The organism is Ruegeria lacuscaerulensis, assembly GCF_013034745.1.
In the GTDB taxonomy this organism is placed as follows: domain Bacteria; phylum Pseudomonadota; class Alphaproteobacteria; order Rhodobacterales; family Rhodobacteraceae; genus Ruegeria; species Ruegeria lacuscaerulensis_B.
Genome location: NZ_WQGP01000002.1, coordinates 454044 through 470520, shown reverse-complemented (window position 1 = coordinate 470520; position 16477 = coordinate 454044). Strand labels below are relative to the sequence as shown.

Here is a 16477-nt window from a genome sequence, read left to right as displayed (position 1 = left end):
TTACTCGGCAGCCTCGGTGACGCCCACGAGGATGTCGCGGATTTCAGCCTCTTTGATGTCGTCATGCTCGGCAATCACCACCAGACGCGAACGGCGCTCTTCGCCGGGCTGCCACGGACGGTCGTACTGATGACGCACGCGCGCGCCCACAGCCTGAACTAGAAGGCGCATTGGCTTGCCCTTAACAGCGGCATAGCCCTTGACGCGCAGGATGTTCAGTTCTTTGGCAAGACGTTCGATTTTCGCGACCAGATCGGCCGGGTCGGTCTGTTCCGGCAGCTCGACGATGATGCTTTCGAAATCGTCATGTTCATGATCGTGATGACCGTCATGATGCGAAGGCCGCGCCTCCATGTCATCCTCGGCGGCAGCCTCAAGACCCAGCACGACGCGCACGTCCACCACACCTTCGGCCACTTCGACCACGGGCAGAGGACGCGGGGCCTCGGCGGCGATAATCTCTTTGGCTTTGGCGACACCTTCGGGGCCGGCCAGATCAGGCTTGGTCAGAAGGATGATATCGGCGCAGGAGATCTGATCTTCGAACACTTCGGACAGAGGGGTTTCATGGTCGATGGAATCGTCGGCCATGCGCTGGGCATCCACTGCCTCGACATTCGGCGCGAACCGACCAGCGGCCACCGCCTCGGCATCGGCCAGCGCGATCACGCCATCCACGGTAATTTTCGAGCGGATATCGGGCCAGTCGAACGCTTTCAGAAGCGGTTTCGGCAGCGCAAGGCCCGAGGTTTCGATCAGGATATGCTCGGGGCGCGGCTCCAGCGCCATCAGCGCCTCGATCGTGGGGATGAAATCATCGGCCACGGTGCAGCAAATGCAGCCATTGGCCAGTTCCATGATGTTTTCCGCCGGGCAATCGGGAATGGCGCAGGACTTCAGGATATCGCCATCCACGCCGACATCGCCGAATTCATTAACCACAACGGCCAGACGCTTGCCCTGCGGGTTCTGCATCAGGTGCCGCACCAGCGTGGTTTTACCCGAGCCCAGAAAGCCGGTGATCACAGTAACGGGGAGTTTTTCGAGGGTGGACATGTCAGGCTCCAATCGGGGGAATGCGCGAGGCGCAGTTTTTGCGGAAATGTTCGGGGCGCTCGCGCCATTTGACCAAGCCGTCTTCGGTGGCCAGATACTTGGTCGCGCCGTCGACGATCACGTCGACATGATCGACCTCGTTCAGGTTCTCATAAACAAAGGTCCAGCGCTCGGGTCCGCCGCGCAGAACGATGGAACAGCCCTGATCGCAATTCGACAGGCACTCGACGGCTCTCAGCGTTACGCCTTCGGGCAGATCGGCCTGTTCCAGCGCCTTGTGCAACAACGTGCCGGGGCGGTCTGCGTCATCTTCAACAGGTAGGCCGCGGCGGCAGGTGGTGCAAACCAGCAGCTCGACCGGAGCGGTCTCGGTCATGTCTCTCATCCCCCCAAATCCTCATCGTGGGGGACGGGGTTTCAAGCGGGTCGCATTTGACCCGACACCGGAACACCCCGTCCGGTTTCAATCGCGGGTGCTGGCAGGTCTCCCGGCTTGCGGATGTCAGGGCAATTGCCCTGTCGGATGTCCCGCCTTCCCGGCCTGTTTGGCCAGTGGCTTGGGCACCCTCTCCGGTCACGGTCGCGGGGGCGGCTGCGTTTGGCGGATGATCCGTTGACGCATTCCCTTTTCATCCTCGTGAAGAGGACACCAACGGATCGGACATGCGGCACCGGGCAGGGGCTTGTCAAGCGAGTCGCAAGCATCTGTGAAGCAACGGTGGAAAAGCGACCTGTAAGCGTCGCTGGGCGGCATGACGAAGCCCGCAACCCCGTGCTGCCATGACCGAAACGGCGCAAACAGGGAGACGTGTCGCATGAGAGTGGGCTTTATCGGACTGGGCAATGTGGGCGGCAAACTGTCCGGGTCTTTGCTGCGCAACGGGATCGACCTGACGGTACACGATCTGAACCCTGATCTGGTCGCGGGCTTCGTGGCGCAGGGGGCCAAGGCCGCCGAAAGCCCGGCCCAGCTGATGCGCGATTGCGACGCGGTGATCACCTGTCTGCCATCGCCTGCTGCCTCGGACGCCGTGATGCAGGAGATGCTGCCCGAGGTCGGCCCCGGCAAGATCTGGATGGAGATGTCCACCACCGACGAGGCCGAGGTCAAGCGGCTGGGTGCGCAGGTCATCGAACGCGGAGGGGCGGCAGTAGACTGCCCTGTCTCGGGCGGGTGCCATAGGGCGGCGACGGGCAATATCTCGATCTTCGCGGGCTGCGACCGCGCGACGTTCGAACGTATCCTACCCTTTCTGACCACGATGGGCCGCCGCGTGCTGCACACGGGCGAGTTGGGCTCGGCCTCGGTGCTTAAGGTGCTGACCAACTACCTGGCGACGGCAAACCTGATTACCTGCGCCGAAGCGCTCGTGACCGCCAAGGCCGCCGGGATGGACTTGAACACGACTTATGAGGCGATCAAGATTTCATCAGGTACTTCGTTTGTGCATGAGACCGAAAGCCAGGTGATCCTGAACGGATCACGCGACATTTCCTTTACGATGGACCTTGTGAAAAAGGATATCGGGCTGTTTCAGGACGTCGCTGACCGCGCCGGTGTACCGCTGGAGATCAACCCGGTCATGATCCAGATTTTCGAGGACGGAATTGCCCGCTATGGCGAGCGTGAATTGTCTCCCAACATCATCCGACGTCTGGAGGATGCAACCGGTCTAGACATCACAGCCTCCGGTTTTCCGCCCGAGATGGAGGACGACGAACCGGAAGAGCCCGGATACGAGGTCATCCCTCAGGGGCGTGGGGCTGAATGACGCAAGCCGCGCGTCAGTGGAATAATCTGTTTTGTAGAGAGAGTGGAGGCGAGTACCGGAATCGAACCGGTGTACACGGATTTGCAATCCGCTGCGTCACCACTCCGCCAACTCGCCTTTTCAAGTAAAATCAAATACTTGCTGTGGTGTGACAGGCGTTTTAACAGCTTTCTTCTGGGGCGTCCAGAGGGTTGCGGCGAAAATTCAGCAAGCGCAGGCGTGCCATATCGGAAACAGGTTCACTTTCTTGTTCTGCAAAAAAGTTTCGATGCCTGAGCCGTTGCCGGTTTTATCCGGATATGGCACAAGCCCAGCATCCAAGGGAATAGAACGAGCGATCCAATGACAGATTTTGCAGCCCGGCGCCGCACTATGGTCGATACGCAAATCCGGCCTTCTGATGTCACGAAATTTCCGATTATCGATGCGATGCTTAGCGTCAGGCGTGAAAACTTCGTGCCCGATGCGCAGCGCGAGGCAGCATATGTTGAAGGGCTGCTTGATCTGGGGAACGGTCGCTGCCTGCTGGAGCCTCGGACGCTTGCCAAAATGTTGGATGCGCTGAATATTTCCAATGATGAGGTCGTGCTCGATATCGCGCCGGCGATGGGGTATTCTACTGCTGTTGCCGCAAAGATGGCGCAGCTTGTGGTTGCGGTGGAAGAGGATGAAGAACTCGCCACCGAGGCCCAAACCGTTTTGATGGAAGCAGACGCAGATAACGCAATCGTGCATGTCGGGCCTTTGGAGCAGGGTGCAACCGAACATGGCCCCTACGATGTCATCCTGATTCAGGGCGGGGTCGAGCATGTGCCTGACGCGTTGCTCGCGCAGCTCAAGGATCATGGCCGGATCGCATGCCTTTTCATGGATGGTGAATTGGGAACTGTTCGGATCGGCCACAAATCCGGCGAACGCGTGACTTGGCGCCACGCGTTTAATGCCAATGCCCCGGTTTTGCGCGCTTTTTCCACGGATCGTGTATTTTCGCTATAATTCCGGGACAGATTGTCCTGCCACCTTGATTAGTTGAACATAAACGCGCAAACTGTCCGCAGGGCTGCGTAATTTTGGTTTGAGAGGATTTCGTGATGAGTTCTACGGCGGGAGGAAAACTGGTCAAGGCGTTGGCGCTGACGGCTGGTATCGCGCTTAGTGTTGTGCCAGGTCGGGGCGCATGGGCAGACAATCTGACAGACGCGTTCATTGGTGCTTATAACACCAGCGGGCTGTTGGAACAAAACCGGGCCTTGCTGCGTGCTGCCGACGAAGATGTGGCGATCGCATTGGCCGCGCTGCGTCCGATCATCAACTTTGCCGCTCAGGTCAGCCAGGATTATACCCGCTCGACCATTGACGATGTGACGGTCCGAAATGAACCTTCTACGTTCTTTGCTGGTCTGACGCTTAGTCAGCTGATCTACGATGGTGGCTTTTCGGTTCTGGGCAAGCAATCGGCGCAAGAAATCGTTCTGTCCACACGTCAAAGCCTGATTGATGTGGAACAGGCCGTGCTGTTCCGAGCCGTAAATGCTTATTTGGCCGTTGTTCTTCAGGAAGAAACCGTTCAGATTCAATTGAACGATGTGGAAGTTTCTGCCGAGGAACTCCGCGCTTCGCAGGACCGTTTCGATGTGGGCGAGGTGACGCGCACGGACGTGGCGCTGTCGCAGGCGCAGCTTGCCAGCGCTCAGGCGGAACTGTCCGTTGCGCGCGGGAACCTGAGCACGGCGCAGGCCGAATACGTTAACGCCGTAGGTAAAGCGCCGGGCGCGACGGCTGGTCAGCCCAGTCTGCCCAACCTGCCGCGGTCAGAGGCGGAGGCGATTGCCCTGGCTCAGCGCAACCACCCGGCGATCCTGTCATCTCAGCATGAGGTTCGTGCCTTTGATCTGGCCGTTCTTCAGCAGCGTGCAAACCTTGGCCCGAATGTTACTTTGAACGCGGATGCCGGGATTACCGAAAGTTACGACAACGACGATTCAATCGAAGACGCGACGGTCGCTTTGACCTTCACTCAGCCGATCTATGCTGGTGGCGCCTTGGCCGCGCAGGTCCGTCGTGCAATGGCGACCCGTGACGCGTCCCGCGCGAACCTGCTGAACGTACAGAAAGATATCACGCAAGGCGTTTCCGTGGCTTATGCCAACTTCCAGGCTGCATCGGCCAGCCTGCGCGCTTCGACCGAGCAGGTGCGAGCTTCTCAAGTGGCCTTTGACGGCATCCGGGAAGAGGCGACCTTGGGCGCTCGGACAACGCTGGATGTTCTGAACGCACAGCAAGACCTGCTGGATGCGCAGCTCAATGAGGTTGCATCGCGCACCGAACGGTCGCGGGCTGCCTATCAGTTGTTGCAGGCGCAAGGTCTTTTGACGGCCGAGCGTTTGGGGCTGGCCGTGCAAATCTATGACCCGACGCTGTATTACAATCTGGTCAAGAAAGCACCGGCACAGGTTAGCAAGCAGAGCAAGGATCTGGATCGGGTACTCAAAGCCCTGCGCCGCGACTAACCCAGGTCACAATCTGTTGTGAGGGCCGAAGTGTTTGGCTGCACTCGATTCTGAGGAAAGAGTGGTAGAGAAGAATGACGGATAAAGTCGTAGACGGGAGAGTAGAGGACGTTTTGTCCTCTATCAAACGCCTGGTCGGTGAAGAAGGCCGCAAAATCCCCGATCTCGTTCCGTCTGCTTTGGCACGAAAGCCCGGTAGATTGGTTTTGACGGACGCACTGCGAGTCGGGGATAATGAGGACGGTAAACCCATTGCAGACCCGGTGGTGGATGCGTCAGTCAAACCTATGGTTCTGCGCGCCCGGGATGCAGTAGAGAGTGAGGCGTCGCAACCCGTCCCAACCCCAGAGAAAGTTCCGAGTTTCAGCCTGAGTTCCAAGATAGAAGCGCTGGAGGCGGCGATTGCCCGCACCGAGGATCAGTGGGAACCCGACGGTGATAGCGATGACGCCTATTCTGGAACTCCGACCCGTGCTTTGGGTTGGAGCGTCGGGAACGAAGCCAAAGAGGATGAAGTGGTGGAAGAGGGGCTCTCGGACACCAAAGCAACCTTCATCCGTGACCCCGAGGTCATCGCGGCGACCGAGGCTGAAGAACAGCCTGAACCTCCTGCGATGGATGAAGACGCGTTGCGCCAGCTTATCGCGCAGGTCGTGCGGGAAGAGCTTCAGGGCGTGCTGGGCGAACGCTTCACCCGCAACGTGCGAAAAATGGTCCGGCGCGAGATTTATCGGGCTCTGGCTGAGCTGGAATCCAGCTAGACGCTAGGCCCGGCAGGGCTGTTGCGCCAGTTCCAAAAGCTGATCCAAATCCATATGCTGCTCAAGATGGTCGGCCAATGCGTCCAGCGTCTCGTCCACGCCGTCCTCGTAATTGATCTCTGAGACAACCCCCAATTCCGACAGGTAGCGCGCGCGGAAGGCATCGGACGAAAATATCCCGTGCAGATAGCTACCGCGAATACGTCCAGTTTTGTCCGCCGCACCCTCGGGGCGACCTTCAACCTCTAGCCAAGCGCGGGCGCAGTCGGGGCCCTCGGTCCGGCCCATATGGATTTCATAGCCTGACACCGGTTCTTTGCCGGGAACCGCATGCGCCTGCCGCAACGTGACCTGCTTCTGGCCAGCCATGATGGTATCGACGTCCAGCAAGCCCAGCCCATCGACTGTTCCCGGTCGACCATCGACGCCCCCGGGATCGGAGATGGTATTGCCCAGCATCTGATATCCGCCACACAGGCCCAAAACATGACCACCGCGCCGCACATGGCCATAGAGGTCCACATCCCACCCCTGCGCCCGGAAATAGATCAGGTCGCCGATAGTGGATTTACTGCCTGGCAGCAGCACAAGGTCAGCATCGCCGGGCAGGGGGCGCCCCGCAGGGACGATCTCGACCGTGATGCCTGGTTCAGCCGAGAGCGGGTCCAGATCGTCAAAATTGGCCATCCGCTCAAGTTGCGGCACCACCACTTTGCAGGTCCCGCCTGCGTGAGAGCGGATGTCCATCATATCCTCGGCAGGCAGTTTCCATGCGTCGTTGAACCACGGCACGACACCCACGCAGGCCCAACCGGTCCGCGCTGCGATATCGTCACGCCCTTCATCGAAAAGGGATACATCGCCTTTGAAGCGGTTCACCGCAAAGCCCTTGATCATCGCTAGATCGCTGGCTTCCAGCACCGCCTGCGTGCCTACAATCTGTGCGATTACACCGCCGCGGTGAATGTCGCCGACCAGCACGACCGGCACACCTGCGGCGCAGGCAAAGCCCATATTGGCAATATCTCCCTTACGCAGGTTGGTTTCAGCCGGACTGCCTGCGCCCTCGACCAGAACCAGATCGGCATCCGCACAGAGCCGGTCAAAGCTTTCCAGCGCAGCCCCCAGCAGCTTGGATTTGTCCTTGCGGTAGTCACCCGCCTTCATCGTTCCAGCCCGCTGCCCCTGCACGATGATCTGCGCCCCCGTGTCGGTTTCGGGTTTGAGCAGAATCGGGTTCATATCCGTATGTGTCGGCCTGTTCGCTGCCCACGCCTGAAGCGCCTGCGCGCGCCCGATCTCGCCGCCGTTTTCGGTTACGGCGGCGTTGTTTGACATGTTCTGCGGCTTGAACGGAGCCACGCGCAGCCCGCGTCGTGTATAGGCGCGAGCCAGCCCGGCCACCAAAACCGATTTACCCACATTGCTGCCAGTACCCTGAATCATGATGGCGCGAACCATGCTTGTTCTCCTATAACCTGACGGGCACATGACCCGATTTGATGGCAGAGGAAAAGCCCCCGATGAACACGCCAGCCCATCTTTTGATCGGAGCCGCCGCCTTTGCGCGCCCGTCCTATGGCCGAACTCTGCGTGCCGTTCTGATTGGGTCGGTGCTGCCGGACCTGTCGCTCTATCTGATGGCGGGGGTGTCGCTGTTCATTCTGAACATCCCCGAGCAGGTGGTGTTCGGGCAGCTTTATTATTCCGACGCGTGGCAGACCGTTTTTGCCATCGACAACTCGTTTCTAGTCTGGGGGCTGGCACTGGCCATCGGGGTATTGCTGCGCGCGCGTTTGCTGGTGCTGGGCGCCTCGGCCGGGTTGCTGCATCTGGGTACCGATTTTCTGCTGCATGCAGGGGATGGACGGGCGCAGTTTTGGCCGCTGAGCAATTGGGTCTTTCACAGCCCGATCAGCTATTGGGACAGCGCCCATCACGCACAATGGGTCGTGCTTGTGTCGATCACAGCCTGCGCGGTGTCATATATCGCGCTGTGGCGGCGCGGGTTGACCCTTCCGACAAAGATCTTCTTCGCAGCTTTGCTTGCAGCTGAAGTCTGGGTCGCTCGGCAGTGGCTGTTGTTTTTCTGACGTTGGTTTAGCCAAAAGAAAAGCGCGCTCTGGCAGTCAGAGCGCGCTTTTTCTCAAAGGCAGCAGTTCAGATCAGGCGGCTTCGGCCTGCTGAGCAGCGTTACGGCGTTCGCTTTCCTCGCGCGATAGCGCGACCGAGGTGCGCACACCGCGCCCCACGAATTCCATCAGGCCACTGACAACCCGCTCATTGGGGTCGATACCCGCGCAGGACAGCACCTCGCGGCCATCGCGAGAGCGGGCCCAGCGGGCGATTTGTTCGGGGCCATTGCCGTATTTCTTGTCATCGGCAATTGCATCATCCAGCGCAGCCAGAACGACGGCTGCAAAAAGTTTGCGCGCACGGTTGCCTTGCTCATTGTTAAAGGCGGTGCCGTCAACGAAATCTCTCATCTCGTCTTCCTTGTTGTTCTTGCTCTTGCATTTTCGGCGTGACGGTCCTTATGACCTATAAAGTGTGATTCGGATACAGCTAATATGCATAGTTGCGTTGCGTCACTCGCATAGCTTGCTGCATGTGCAGCACTAGGTCTCGTTGTCTTGCCAGGTGTGGTCACGCCAGATATAGGAAGCGCAACTGACGCATCAACCGTTTGTGAAGGATTTATGTCATGCCCAAGATAAATGGGAACGAAATTCGCCCCGGCAATGTGCTTGAGCATAATGACGGCCTGTGGGCAGCCGTAAAAGTCGATCACGTAAAGCCCGGAAAAGGCGGTGCTTTTGCACAGGTCGAACTGCGTAACCTGCGCAACGGGTCGAAATTGAACGAACGGTTCCGCTCGGCGGACAAGGTCGAGCGTGTGCGGCTGGAACAGAAGGATCAGCAGTTCCTCTACGAATCCGACGGCATGCTGGTGTTCATGGATTCCGAGACCTATGAGCAGATCGAACTGCCATCGGATCTGCTGGGCGAACGTCGCCCGTTTCTGCAGGACGGCATGACCATTGTGGTTGAGTTCTACGAAGCGGAGGCCCTGAACGCCACGCTGCCCCAGAAAGTGACCTGCAAGATCGTCGAAACCGAGCCTGTCGTCAAAGGTCAGACCGCTGCGAACTCGTTCAAACCGGCCATTCTGGACAATGGCGTCAAGGTCATGGTGCCGCCCTTCATCGGTCAGGATGAGATGATCGTAGTGAACACCGAGACCATGGAATATTCCGAGCGCGCGTAAGCTGCACTGAAATCACCAAGAGGCCGCGTTAGCCAAGGCTACGCGGCCTTTTTTATGTGCGGCGCTTGATACGGCGGTATTGCTCGGGGTGGGGGCCGAACAGTTCCAGCATCAGCTCATACTTGATGCGGTTGGCGCTGACCTGGCGGTAGAAGGCGATCAGAAACGCGGTCGGTCCCTGGATCCGGGCCAGCCCGCTTGTTGCGGCAACCACGGTGCCGACATCGGTGCGCCCTTGCAGAACCAGCCAACCGCCCAGCATCAGTATGCCAACGGTGCCTGCGCCGTTGATGACGCTGAGCAGGAATTTGGCAGAAAGCTTCCAGAGAAACATCCGGCGGCGGGTTTCATAGATGTCGTCGAACTGCGCCTCGACCTCACGCGCAGCGGCGTCGATCTGGGCCGAAGTCAGCCGGTCCGTGGCGCTGCGCAGAATGCGCACGCGTTCAGCCACAAAGACATTCACTTTGCGTTGCGACACCAGCACGATGACGATCTGCGGCACGATCATCGAAAAAGCGATCAGTCCCAGCCCCGGCTGTGTGGAGGAAATATATCCTATCACGCTGATCAACGTTCCGATCTGCACGACCGGGTCGGAAAACGCACCACCTGCGAATTTGCCGAGCTCTTCCGCTTCGGCCGAGATGGCGGTGGTCATGGTCCCCTTGCGCACGTCCTCGCCCGTTTCGTTCAGATCAGCAGACCTGACCAGCAGCCGCTGACGGATAAGGCGGATCATGTCTTCGCCCAGCGTGCCCGAGCGGTATCCCAGCACCCATTTCAACCCGAGGCTCAGCAGGATAACCCCCATCATCCCCGCGCCCAGCAACATCAGGTGATCGGCATCAATATTGGCCGAGGTCAGGTGGTTGACGATATCGCGTTGAAATTCCAGTGGGACGGCGGCAAGGGCGGCCACCGCAATGGACAGGGCGATCAGGATGATCTGTCGCCCGGCGCTGGCGCGCCAGATCGCTCTGTATAGCTTGAACATACCCGCACCCGTGTTGGTCCCGTCGGTATTGTGACAGCGCCAGGGTAGGGGTGGCAATCTTTACTCGCGGTGACGGGGATCAGCCGTGCCGATTGCGCAACAATTCAACCGCTTAGCCGAACCGTCGCTGCGTCGGCCTGCATATCGCCGGTTGCGCGATCCAGCCGCAGATACGCGATGGCAGCGCCGCCCGACTGAGTGAACAACGTCCCAACAGATTTGCCACCCGCGTTGATTTCCGTTCCGACCGGGGCGCTGCCGTCGATCAGCACCCGGCGCAGACCTTTGCGCAGCTCGGTCTTGTGCTTCATGCGGGCGGTGACCTCTTGCCCGACATAACAGCCCTTCTTGAAATCGACGCCGTTCAGCGCTTCGAACCCGGATTCGAGGATGTAGCTGTCTGGGGTCAGCTCAACGCCGGTCTCAGGGATGCAATTTCGCACACGGATGGCGTCCCAATCGGTGCCGTCGTCGCTTTCAGAAGCAGCGCTATACGCCCGCCAGCCCATGTCATTGTGGCGTGGGTCGGGCAGGGCGCCGTCGGGCGCAGGGCCGGTGCCGCGTTGCAGATTCAACCCGCTGTCCGCGATCGTGACGTCCGCGCGCAGCTTGTACATGCTCAGACGCTGGACCAGCCCGTCCGCCAGAGTTTCTGCCACGTCCAGCAAGACAGCGTCGCCCCGACGCGTCAGAAAGAAATCGGCAAGGTATTTGCCCTGCGGCGTCAGCAGCGCTGCATAGACCAACCCGCCCTGCATCCCGGCGATATCGTTTGTCACCAGCCCTTGCAGGAAACTGTCAGTGTCCGCGCCACTCAGGCGCAGGATGCGGCGATTGGGCATGGGGGTGTCCTCGTGCTTTCCCTCGGCTTCGTGATATAGGAGTTCGCGCCGACAAGACCAGAGGGTAATCCACGTGCCAGCACCGATCTCGATCGTCATCCCAACCCTGAACGCGGCTCAGACCTTACCCGCAACGCTTGAGGCGTTGATGGAAGGGCTGCATACCGGCCTGATCAGGGAGTTGATCGTTTCGGACGGTGGATCGACGGACCAAACCCTAGAGATCTCGGATGAGGCCGGGGCTGAAATCGTGTCCGGTGCCGCGTCGCGCGGTGGTCAGTTGCGCCGGGGGTGTGCCGAGGCCAAGGGCGAGTGGCTGCTGGTTCTGCACGCCGATACCGTATTGCAGCAGGGCTGGACCAAAGTGGTTGGGGATCATCTGCGATATGGCACCCCTGGGGTTTTCCGGCTGGCGTTTTCTGCCTCGGGTTTTGCACCGACATGGGTGGCGGGTTGGGCCAACCTGCGCAGCCGGATATTTGGCTTGCCCTATGGCGATCAGGGGTTGCTGGTTCCGCGCCGCCTGTATGAAAAGGCGGGAGGGTTCCCGGATCAGCCATTGATGGAGGACGTGGCGTTGGTGCGTCGCCTTGGCCGCATCACTCTGTTGCCGGTCCGGGCCTTTACGAGTGCGGACCGATACCAGAAGGCGGGTTGGCTGCGTCGAGGGACGCGGAACCTTTGGACTCTGACACGGTATTTTCTTGGCGCGGACCCGGAGCGGCTGGCTCAGGCGTATCGGCGCTGAACGCGGTGCGTAGTTCTACAAGTGATTTGCCCAGACGGAACGGTGCAGCAAAGCTGACCAGACATAGGGCAATGATCTGCAACACCAATATATGCGCGTTGGCTTGTAGATATTCCCATTCGTCCTTCAACTTCCCGACTTGCGCAATCAGATCCTCATAGCTTCGGGCAAGGATCAGATAGTCACCGGCAATCGCAGGCACCTTGCGGCGCATATTGTCGATGGCAATCTGGGTTTTGTCGTCCACGGTCGTAAAAACCAGAAATTGGTCGATATCGAAAGCGCTGGCTTTTTCGGCCATCGCGCGTGCGTCGTCCATTTCGTCCTTGGCCTGACGTCCGAACAGGAAGTGCAGTCCTTGCAGCGGCGCGACCTCGTTGGTCACGGCGATAAACAGGGGCAGGTCAGCGTTGCTGGCCGTAGACGCTGACAGGAATTCCACCTTTTCGCACAGAACGCCAATGTCATCATCATAGGCCGGGTCGCAAAACCGCAGGCGAAAGCGGGCAGCGTCTCGGTCAAAGGCCAGTGTAGCGGCATAGGCCACGTCGATTTGTCGGTCGAGACGAGAACTGTCTGCAGTGTAAAGACCTGCCAAAACGGCAACCAATGCGCCGATGCCACCCAACACGACCCAGACCAGATCGGCCAGTTTCCACGCTCGATGCCCCGCAGGTTTGCGGAACAGAAACCCGGTGCCTACGAGTCCGATCAGAAAAAACAGGATCAGAAGCGGCAGTTGATTATCGGCGACAAAACTCATGCCCATAAAGTGAACGCGCGGCCCCGCAGTGGCAACACTGATCACGGGCAGTTGTAAATTATAGCAATTTCAGATGTTAAGAACCCGAGTTTTGACCGAACTTGCGGAACAGCTTGGTACGGTCAAAGGCGGCCTCAAGTTCGTCGGTGCGGTCTTTGACCGAATCCCAAAGGCGTTCCTGAACCTCGGCGATGGCGCACTCCATCAGCGTCAGGATCGACGCCATCGAATCCCACGCTGACGGTACCGCAATCCGTGCGGCAAAGGTATGTTTGGCCAGTCGGTGAATGGGCGAGCGCCACTGGTCTGTGAACAGCACAATCTCGGCCCCGCGTTCCTGACAGAGCTGCCCGATCAGCATGGTTGAGTTCTCGTAGCGCCGCACGTCCAGCGCGATTAGTACATCATCCTTGCGTACATCCAGCAGATCATGTGTCCACGACGCAGCCACCGGTAACATTCGGACGTCGGGACGGATCATTTGCAAATGCAGGTACAGGTACTGCGCCATTGTACCTGTGATGCGTCCTCCGGTGATGAAAATACGTCGGTTGGGATCGGATAACAGGTTGCAAAAACTGTCAAACTCGGCTGGATCGACCTCATCAATCGTGCGCTTTTGGTTGGCGAGGGATTGCTGGGAGTAGCGGTTGAGGATGTGTTCTTCGGGCAGATCGTTTTGCCAGACATCACGCTTGGCGATGGGGCCCGAGATCATCTCTTTTACTTCGCCCCGCAGGGCGGCCTGAAATTGCGGATAGCCGTCAAATCCGGTCTTTTGCAGCATCCGTGCCACCGTGGTGGTCGAGACCGAGGCGGTGCTGGCCAGTTCAGTAATGCTGCCCAAGCCTGCCATGGGATAGTCATCCAGGAGCACACTGACAAGTTGCCGTTCCGAAGGCGTCATCTTGTCCCGATGGGCCAGCAGCCTGTCCGTCACCCGCACTAAACGATCCTCCTGTATGCGACAAAGGCATAATGTGAATAATTTTTCATCAAGATCAAGTCTGGAGAAATTTGTACAGGAAAATTATTGACAGGTGATCGACGTGTGTGGAAATTTTTCCACAAAGAAGATTCTGGGAATCGCGGGGCGATAGGTTGGATTTCGGCACAGCTGTTCACACTGACTTGGCAGGCAACGCCCCGAAGGTGGTGTTGGTCTGCGAACACGCGTCGAACCGCATCCCTGCGTTTCTGGGCGACATGGGCCTAGGCGCCGAGGCGCGCGACAGTCACATCGCATGGGACCCCGGCGCATTGGCCGTGGCCCGGATGATGTCTGCCGAACTCTCGGCACCGCTGGTTCATGGTGGTGTGTCGCGGCTGGTCTATGACTGCAACCGCCCCCCCGAAGCGCCGGGCGCCATGCCCGTCCGGAGCGAGGACTACGACATCCCCGCAAATGCCCAGATGTCGGATGAAGAAAGGCAGGCCCGTATCCACGGGGTCTATGACCCGTTTCGACAAGCCTTGTCGGCTGTGATTGACCGCAACCGCGCTTCATTGGAGTTGCTGGTGACGATCCATAGCTTCACGCCAATTTATCACGGACAAAAACGTCAGGTCGAGCTTGGCATACTGCACGGAGTCGATGATCGGTTTGCCACCGCGATGATGGCAACGAAAGCCGTTGAGAACCCGTATATCACGAGACTGAACGAGCCGTATTCGGCCAAGGACGGCGTGGCCCACACATTGGATGTGCAGGCATTGCCCAATGGTTTGCTGAACGTGATGATCGAAATCCGCAACGACTTGATCCGCACGCCTCAGCAGCACGCAACCGTCACCAACTGCCTTGTACCGTGGATCAAGCGGACCTTGGCGACCTTCGAAGAAAGGGCGGCCGAGTGATCCGGGCGATGAGCATATATGTCCGAGTCGTTGACGCGATCAACTACCGGATCGGGCGGGTGATGATGTGGGGCCTGTTCGCGATGATGGGCATCCTGCTGTGGTCGTCGATCTCGAAAACCTTCTTTTTGCCGTCGCTGTGGACCTTGGAAATGGCGCAATTTGCCATGGTGACCTATTACATCATGGGCGGGCCGTATTCGATCCAGCTGGGTTCGAACGTACGGATGGACCTGTTTTATCACAACTGGAGTCACAAGAAGAAAGCGTGGTTCGACGCCTTCACCGTGCTGCTGTTGATTCTGTATCTGGGCGTGCTGTTCTATGGTGGCTTGGGCTCGACCGCCTACAGCCTTGGGTATTGGGGCACTGAACCCGTGGCTTATTTCACAGGTCTTCTGACCGGCAGTGAAGAGGTTGGGCGGCTCGAGCGTTCCTCGACCGCGTGGCGACCTTATATCTGGCCGATCAAATCGATCATGACGCTGGGCTTCTTCCTGATGCTGCTGCAGGCGATATCGGAATTCTTCAAAGACATAGCCCGGATCAAAGGGCAGGAAATCGGGGTCGCTCGAGCATGAGCCAGGAATATATCGCCATTTTCATGTTCGCCTCGATGATGCTGATGCTGTTCACAGGTCAGCGCGTCTTTGGCGCGATCGGAGCGGTCGCAACTGTTGCCGCGCTGGCCCTGTGGGGAACAGGCGGGCAGGACATCACATTTTCAGCCGCGATGAAGCTGATGAAGTGGTATCCACTGCTAACGCTGCCGATGTTCATCTTCATGGGCTACGTGTTGTCAGAAAGCCGTCTGGCCGATGACCTCTATCGGATGTTCCATGTCTGGATGGGGCCTGTGAATGGCGGGCTGGCAATTGGCACAATCGGGCTGATGGTGCTGGTTTCGGCCATGAACGGGCTCAGCGTGGCGGGGATGGCGATTGGCGCGACCATTGCGCTGCCGGAATTGCTGAGGCGGGGCTATGACAAGATGATGGTCACGGGTGTCATTCAGGCGGGTTCCAGTCTGGGAATTCTTGTGCCGCCCTCGGTGGTTCTGGTGCTCTATGCGATGATCGCGCGGCAGCCGGTAGGGCAGTTGTGGCTGGCCGGGATCGTGCCCGGCCTGCTGATGGCGGGCATGTTCATTCTGTATATCTGGATCCGCTGCCGCATTCAGCCGCATCTGGGCCCCGCCATGGAAGATGCGCATGAGGTCCCGCGGGCCGAGAAGATCCGCCTGCTGGGCGCGGGTGCGCTGCCATTGATCATCTTTGCCGCCATGATGGTGCCCTTTGTGAATGGCTGGACCTCGCTGGTCGAAAGCTCGGCCATTGGGGCGCTGACGGCGCTGGTCGTGTCGGTGGTGAAACGGCGCATGACGTGGAAGATTTTCGAGGACTGCACCAAGCAGACGCTGGCGATTTCGTGCATGTTCATGTGGATCATTCTCGCCGCTCTTGGCTTTGGTGCGGTGTTTGATGGCTTGGGCGCGGTGAAGGCCATCGACAACCTGTTCACCGATCAACTTGGCCTGTCGCCATGGATGATTTTGATCCTGATGCAGCTCAGCTTTATCGTGATGGGCACGTTTTTGGACGACACGGCGATGCTGGTGATCGTAGCCCCACTCTATGTGCCACTGGTGGGGGCGCTGGGCTTTGACCTGATCTGGTACGGGGTGCTGTATACGATCACCACACAGATCGCATATATGACGCCGCCCTTCGGCTATAACCTGTTTTTGATGCGCGCGATGGCCCCGCCCGAGATCACGCTGCGCGACATCTACCGCTCGATCTTCCCGTTTGTGGCGGTGATGGTGCTGGCGCTGACGATTATCATGATCTTCCCGGAACTGGCCTTGTGGCTGCCCGGATATGTTTACGGAAACTAACAAGAA

Annotated in this window: 17 protein-coding genes, 1 tRNA gene and 1 riboswitch; of the genes, 10 read left to right on the top strand and 8 right to left on the bottom strand. The window is 58.8% G+C overall.

The genetic code is table 11. The annotated features are described in order from the left end of the window. Both cobW and GOV79_RS05860 read right to left on the bottom strand, forming a co-directional pair. A complete protein-coding gene (cobW, locus tag GOV79_RS05865; protein ID WP_170788922.1) occupies window positions 1-1056 on the bottom strand; it encodes a cobalamin biosynthesis protein CobW in 1056 nt (351 codons plus the stop codon). A gap of 1 nt (window position 1057) precedes the next feature. Next, window positions 1058-1432: a DUF1636 family protein gene (locus tag GOV79_RS05860; protein WP_170788921.1), complete on the bottom strand. Its 375-nt coding sequence runs from the start codon at window positions 1430-1432 to the stop codon at window positions 1058-1060. An 85-nt stretch (window positions 1433-1517) separates the two neighbouring features. After that, window positions 1518-1725: riboswitch (cobalamin riboswitch) on the bottom strand. A 146-nt stretch (window positions 1726-1871) separates the two neighbouring features. On the opposite strand from GOV79_RS05860, the gene GOV79_RS05855 reads away from it, so the two are divergent. Beyond that, a complete protein-coding gene (locus GOV79_RS05855; protein ID WP_170788920.1) occupies window positions 1872-2828 on the top strand; it encodes an NAD(P)-dependent oxidoreductase in 957 nt (318 codons plus the stop codon). 43 nt (window positions 2829-2871) lie between these two features. Here the strand turns inward: GOV79_RS05855 and GOV79_RS05850 are convergent. Beyond that, window positions 2872-2945 (bottom strand) — tRNA-Cys (locus tag GOV79_RS05850). A gap of 225 nt (window positions 2946-3170) precedes the next feature. Here GOV79_RS05850 and GOV79_RS05845 point away from each other — a divergent pair. From GOV79_RS05845 to GOV79_RS05835, 3 genes are all read left to right on the top strand, one after another. Beyond that, complete coding sequence (locus tag GOV79_RS05845) at window positions 3171-3824, top strand: protein-L-isoaspartate O-methyltransferase family protein (protein WP_170770250.1); 654 nt, start codon at window positions 3171-3173, stop codon at window positions 3822-3824. Between the two features lie 95 nt (window positions 3825-3919). Beyond that, on the top strand, window positions 3920-5338 hold the full coding sequence (locus tag GOV79_RS05840) for a TolC family outer membrane protein (protein WP_170788919.1): 1419 nt from the start codon (window positions 3920-3922) through the stop codon (window positions 5336-5338). A 74-nt stretch (window positions 5339-5412) separates the two neighbouring features. Then, window positions 5413-6099: a hypothetical protein gene (locus GOV79_RS05835; RefSeq protein ID WP_170788918.1), complete on the top strand. Its 687-nt coding sequence runs from the start codon at window positions 5413-5415 to the stop codon at window positions 6097-6099. A 3-nt stretch (window positions 6100-6102) separates the two neighbouring features. Here GOV79_RS05835 and GOV79_RS05830 read toward each other — a convergent pair whose 3' ends face one another. Then, complete coding sequence (locus tag GOV79_RS05830) at window positions 6103-7560, bottom strand: cobyric acid synthase (protein ID WP_170788917.1); 1458 nt, start codon at window positions 7558-7560, stop codon at window positions 6103-6105. A 62-nt stretch (window positions 7561-7622) separates the two neighbouring features. On the opposite strand from GOV79_RS05830, the gene GOV79_RS05825 reads away from it, so the two are divergent. Then, the gene (locus tag GOV79_RS05825) at window positions 7623-8192 is read left to right on the top strand and encodes a cobalamin biosynthesis protein CobQ (protein WP_170788916.1); all 570 of its coding nucleotides are present in this window, start codon (window positions 7623-7625) and stop codon (window positions 8190-8192) included. Between the two features lie 72 nt (window positions 8193-8264). Here the strand turns inward: GOV79_RS05825 and GOV79_RS05820 are convergent, their stop codons facing one another. Beyond that, window positions 8265-8585, bottom strand: a complete 321-nt coding sequence (locus tag GOV79_RS05820) for a DUF6280 family protein (RefSeq protein WP_037310273.1) — start codon at window positions 8583-8585, stop codon at window positions 8265-8267. Between the two features lie 218 nt (window positions 8586-8803). On the opposite strand from GOV79_RS05820, the gene efp reads away from it, so the two are divergent. After that, window positions 8804-9367 carry an elongation factor P gene (efp, locus tag GOV79_RS05815; protein WP_170788915.1) on the top strand — a complete coding sequence of 188 codons (564 nt, stop codon included), beginning with the start codon at window positions 8804-8806 and terminating at the stop codon, window positions 9365-9367. 52 nt (window positions 9368-9419) lie between these two features. On the opposite strand, the gene GOV79_RS05810 is transcribed toward efp, so the two are convergent. Continuing rightward, on the bottom strand, window positions 9420-10364 hold the full coding sequence (locus GOV79_RS05810; protein ID WP_170782710.1) for an ABC transporter transmembrane domain-containing protein: 945 nt from the start codon (window positions 10362-10364) through the stop codon (window positions 9420-9422). Between the two features lie 104 nt (window positions 10365-10468). Beyond that, window positions 10469-11206: a CAF17-like 4Fe-4S cluster assembly/insertion protein YgfZ gene (gene ygfZ / locus GOV79_RS05805; protein ID WP_170788914.1), complete on the bottom strand. Its 738-nt coding sequence runs from the start codon at window positions 11204-11206 to the stop codon at window positions 10469-10471. A 73-nt stretch (window positions 11207-11279) separates the two neighbouring features. Between ygfZ and GOV79_RS05800 the strand changes: the two genes are divergently transcribed. After that, window positions 11280-11954, top strand: coding sequence for a TIGR04283 family arsenosugar biosynthesis glycosyltransferase (locus GOV79_RS05800; RefSeq protein ID WP_170788913.1), 675 nt, complete (start codon window positions 11280-11282; stop codon window positions 11952-11954). Window positions 11955-12793: 839 nt separating this feature from the next. Here GOV79_RS05800 and GOV79_RS05790 read toward each other — a convergent pair. Next, on the bottom strand, window positions 12794-13663 hold the full coding sequence (locus GOV79_RS05790; RefSeq protein WP_170770268.1) for a MurR/RpiR family transcriptional regulator: 870 nt from the start codon (window positions 13661-13663) through the stop codon (window positions 12794-12796). A 155-nt stretch (window positions 13664-13818) separates the two neighbouring features. On the opposite strand from GOV79_RS05790, the gene GOV79_RS05785 reads away from it, so the two are divergent. From GOV79_RS05785 to GOV79_RS05775, 3 genes are read left to right on the top strand one after another with little or no spacing between them, the layout of a single operon-like run. After that, complete coding sequence (locus GOV79_RS05785) at window positions 13819-14574, top strand: N-formylglutamate amidohydrolase (RefSeq protein ID WP_170770270.1); 756 nt, start codon at window positions 13819-13821, stop codon at window positions 14572-14574. Between the two features lie 8 nt (window positions 14575-14582). Continuing rightward, window positions 14583-15155, top strand: a complete 573-nt coding sequence (locus GOV79_RS05780) for a TRAP transporter small permease subunit (protein ID WP_170788912.1) — start codon at window positions 14583-14585, stop codon at window positions 15153-15155. After that, on the top strand, window positions 15152-16471 hold the full coding sequence (locus GOV79_RS05775) for a TRAP transporter large permease (RefSeq protein ID WP_170788911.1): 1320 nt from the start codon (window positions 15152-15154) through the stop codon (window positions 16469-16471). The genes GOV79_RS05780 and GOV79_RS05775 overlap by 4 nt, the downstream gene beginning before the upstream one ends. Window positions 16472-16477 lie beyond the last annotated feature (6 nt).

Excerpts from the sequence above, each read along its gene's own strand:
- cobW (WP_170788922.1), bottom strand. The coding sequence starts at position 1,056 with ATGTCCACCCTCGAAAAACTCCCCGTTACTGTGATCACCGGCTTTCTG.
- GOV79_RS05860 (WP_170788921.1), bottom strand. The coding sequence starts at position 1,432 with ATGACCGAGACCGCTCCGGTCGAGCTGCTGGTTTGCACCACCTGCCGC.
- GOV79_RS05855 (WP_170788920.1), top strand. The coding sequence starts at position 1,872 with ATGAGAGTGGGCTTTATCGGACTGGGCAATGTGGGCGGCAAACTGTCC.
- GOV79_RS05845 (WP_170770250.1), top strand. The coding sequence starts at position 3,171 with ATGACAGATTTTGCAGCCCGGCGCCGCACTATGGTCGATACGCAAATC.
- GOV79_RS05840 (WP_170788919.1), top strand. The coding sequence starts at position 3,920 with ATGAGTTCTACGGCGGGAGGAAAACTGGTCAAGGCGTTGGCGCTGACG.
- GOV79_RS05835 (WP_170788918.1), top strand. The coding sequence starts at position 5,413 with ATGACGGATAAAGTCGTAGACGGGAGAGTAGAGGACGTTTTGTCCTCT.
- GOV79_RS05830 (WP_170788917.1), bottom strand. The coding sequence starts at position 7,560 with ATGGTTCGCGCCATCATGATTCAGGGTACTGGCAGCAATGTGGGTAAA.
- GOV79_RS05825 (WP_170788916.1), top strand. The coding sequence starts at position 7,623 with ATGAACACGCCAGCCCATCTTTTGATCGGAGCCGCCGCCTTTGCGCGC.
- GOV79_RS05820 (WP_037310273.1), bottom strand. The coding sequence starts at position 8,585 with ATGAGAGATTTCGTTGACGGCACCGCCTTTAACAATGAGCAAGGCAAC.
- efp (WP_170788915.1), top strand. The coding sequence starts at position 8,804 with ATGCCCAAGATAAATGGGAACGAAATTCGCCCCGGCAATGTGCTTGAG.
- GOV79_RS05810 (WP_170782710.1), bottom strand. The coding sequence starts at position 10,364 with ATGTTCAAGCTATACAGAGCGATCTGGCGCGCCAGCGCCGGGCGACAG.
- ygfZ (WP_170788914.1), bottom strand. The coding sequence starts at position 11,206 with ATGCCCAATCGCCGCATCCTGCGCCTGAGTGGCGCGGACACTGACAGT.
- GOV79_RS05780 (WP_170788912.1), top strand. The coding sequence starts at position 14,583 with ATGAGCATATATGTCCGAGTCGTTGACGCGATCAACTACCGGATCGGG.
- GOV79_RS05775 (WP_170788911.1), top strand. The coding sequence starts at position 15,152 with ATGAGCCAGGAATATATCGCCATTTTCATGTTCGCCTCGATGATGCTG.